This is a genomic window from Brevibacillus massiliensis, assembly GCF_000311785.1.
Lineage (GTDB): Bacteria > Bacillota > Bacilli > Brevibacillales > Brevibacillaceae > Brevibacillus_C > Brevibacillus_C massiliensis.
Genome location: NZ_HE978538.1, coordinates 339230 through 341876, shown reverse-complemented (window position 1 = coordinate 341876; position 2647 = coordinate 339230). Strand labels below are relative to the sequence as shown.

General features: G+C 47.7%; 3 protein-coding genes. All 3 read right to left on the bottom strand.

Annotated features, from left to right (window positions below; genetic code table 11):
• Positions 1-155: 155 nt before the first annotated feature.
• Entirely contained in the window at positions 156-386 is a 231-nt protein-coding gene (locus tag HGBM_RS27200) for a site-specific integrase (protein ID WP_019121122.1), read from the bottom strand.
• Positions 387-510: 124 nt separating this feature from the next.
• Positions 511-996 carry a hypothetical protein gene (locus HGBM_RS10775; protein ID WP_019121121.1) on the bottom strand — a complete coding sequence of 162 codons (486 nt, stop codon included), beginning with the start codon at positions 994-996 and terminating at the stop codon, positions 511-513.
• A gap of 197 nt (positions 997-1193) precedes the next feature.
• Complete coding sequence (locus HGBM_RS10765; protein ID WP_019121119.1) at positions 1194-2096, bottom strand: Rpn family recombination-promoting nuclease/putative transposase; 903 nt, start codon at positions 2094-2096, stop codon at positions 1194-1196.
• Between the last annotated feature and the right edge of the window lie 551 nt (positions 2097-2647).

The following is a 2647-nucleotide window of genomic DNA, read 5'->3' as shown; positions in this document are numbered from 1 at the left end:
CGAAAGACACTTTTTATATGATTGACTTCCAACAAAAGACATCCAACCCACGAGGCTAATGAACTACAAACGAAAACCCTTACATTGAGATTCTCACTTCTATATTGCATTGATTTACATTTATTGGTATATGAAATTTGCTATATTCCTTTTTTCTACAAATGTACATGCAACACTGTAATGCAAATCCCTTTAAAAACAAGGTTTTCGACGAGATGGTTTTTGTAGCTGACCACGTAGAAGCGTTTCAGGTCAGTCTCGCTTTCCACGCCCATCTGCCGCAGGTACTCGCAGAATCCTCTCACGTCCCCCACGTAGGACTCTATCGTTTTCGGCGCAATGCCGTTTTCCAGAAGGTACTGCTCAAACTGCGTGATCTCATCCACGCTTCTTTCCTCCTTTCCAAGCACAACGCAAAAGGCCCTACATCCGCTCAGGGACGTAGGGCTGTGGGTTGCATCACTTTTTCGTTTTTGCTTGCGTACAAAGCGTTCTGCGCGGGATTTTGGGCTACTCTTTGCTGCCGAACCCGTAGTGTTTCATGAGGTACAGCCTGACCGCCGTGTTGACCAAGTTGCTGATCCGGTCGATCTCTCCCGACTCGTACAACTTCTGCACCTTGTCGTACACGCCGTTCTCCAGGTACGTCGTGACCCTTCTGTACCGTTTCTCGAACGGTGCTTGTCTCTTCGGAATCCTCATCGAAGACAGCTGCTGTGACTGTGGAAGTACAGTGTCCACTTTGACAGCTTTGTCTGTGCCTTCTGCTTTATTTGTTTGCCGTGGTTTTACTCTCAACGGCTTGGCCTGTTGACCTTCCGGCAGTTTCTGTGAATGGTTCCCCCTCTCTTGGAATTTTTTATCCACTGCCTTGAGAGGTACTACATTTGCTCTCTCTGTGGAAGCTCCCTGCTGCTGGTTTTCGGCTGCTTGTGCGGCCTTTTTCGCTTCCTGCTGGGTAAGTACTCTAGCAAGGATTGATTTCGTGTCGTTCATCTCGTCCACTCCTGCTCTGATTCTTTGGTTACGTCGACGCCTGCGTATACGCGTACGTTGATGTTTACGTTTATGTATTTGTTTTGCAAGCAATGGAGCGGACGGAAATCGGTTTTTCTGCCTCCTTTCGGACTGAGGACTCGTTTCATACAAAAGAGAAAACCCCTCGTCAGATCAGGACAAGGGGCAAGGTACGTTTAGTGAAGTTGCTTTTTCAGTTGTTCGATTTCTTCTGCCGACAATCCCGTTGCTTTTGCAATCACTTCCACAGACATGTCCATCGCTAACAGGTTTTTTGCTACTTCCAGTGCCTTTTGCCGCTCGCCTTCTGCCAATCCTTCTTCTCTCGCCCTTTGTTGACGTATCTCGGCTTCCCTTACAGCCGCCATCTCGTCCAGAATCGCCTTCCGACGAGACTCGTACTCGACCCATTTCTTCTCGTCACGGCTCAGGTCTTCCCATTCGTCAAACGCCCGTTTCATGACCGGATCTTGCATCGCTATCGCCTCCAATTCCTTGCGAATTTCTTCGTGATCGTCCGCCTCCAGAAGCAGCAGCCATCTCTCCAGCTCATTGTCATGCGGATTGACCGCACGCTGTTCCCACTTGTCCATCAGCTTCGGGATCTCCATGAAGTGAATCTCCATCACATCTGTCAGCGGAAACTGCTCCTGATCCTCGTACAGGTGGAATGTGGTGTGGAACCGCTCAGTTTCCCGCAGAAAGCGAAAATTGAGGATGTTGATCGTGATCGTCTTCGCCAGTTCCGTGTACGGCATTCCTTTTTGCATTTGGGCCGAGTAGATGCGTGACCAGTAGTACAGGGTACGCTTCTCCATGTCGAACTTGTTCGCCAGCTGAATCTCGATGTTGACGTGCTCCCCCTGCTCTGTCTTGGCGTGGATATCCAGCACGGATGCCTTATCCTCGATGTGTTCCCGATTGATTTCCGGATTGAGGATTTCCACCGAAGAGAGCCGCTTTTCCTTCGGCAATTGGAGCGCGGCATTCAGAAAGGCAAGGAGAATCGGTTCGTTTCCCTCTTTGCCAAACACCTGCTTGAACGCGAAGTCGATCTTCAAGTCCATTAGTTTGGTCACGTCATCACTCTCCCTTCTCCGTCCGTTGTCTGTACTACCATTATACCACTGGAATGCGTGTTCGACACTCCTGCTGGAACCTCCTTTCTATCCGAGATCAAGGGAATAATATAGGGCTTGCTGAACAATGCATAAACGCGAGGAATCGTGAAATAATCAAAGAAAACTGCGGAAAATCTGGATTTATAATTTGACCAAGTGCAAGGTTTTTGCAGGATTTCTTTGAAAAACCTTGCACCAGTAAGAATTTCGTTCAATCAAGAGGCACACGAAGCGTTCAAAATGGATCGGAAAAACAGTATTTTATGCTACTGATATGCCATTCAGACTCTGACTTTGCTGTTTTGGGACCAAATCTGTATATTATTCATGATTTCTTGTATATTTCTCATTCGTTCAGCAAGCCCTAATATATGTTTGATTTTACGGTCATTACGGCTGGGATGGCGTGAAGAAAAAAGTGAGGGGAAAGGGAAAACGTGGGCGGGGAAGAGGGCTTCTGATTGCAGTTTTTATATTCTTCAGCGAGAGTTCAGGAAGGAGAAACGTAA

Excerpts from the sequence above, each read along its gene's own strand:
- HGBM_RS10775 (WP_019121121.1), bottom strand. The coding sequence starts at position 996 with ATGAACGACACGAAATCAATCCTTGCTAGAGTACTTACCCAGCAGGAA.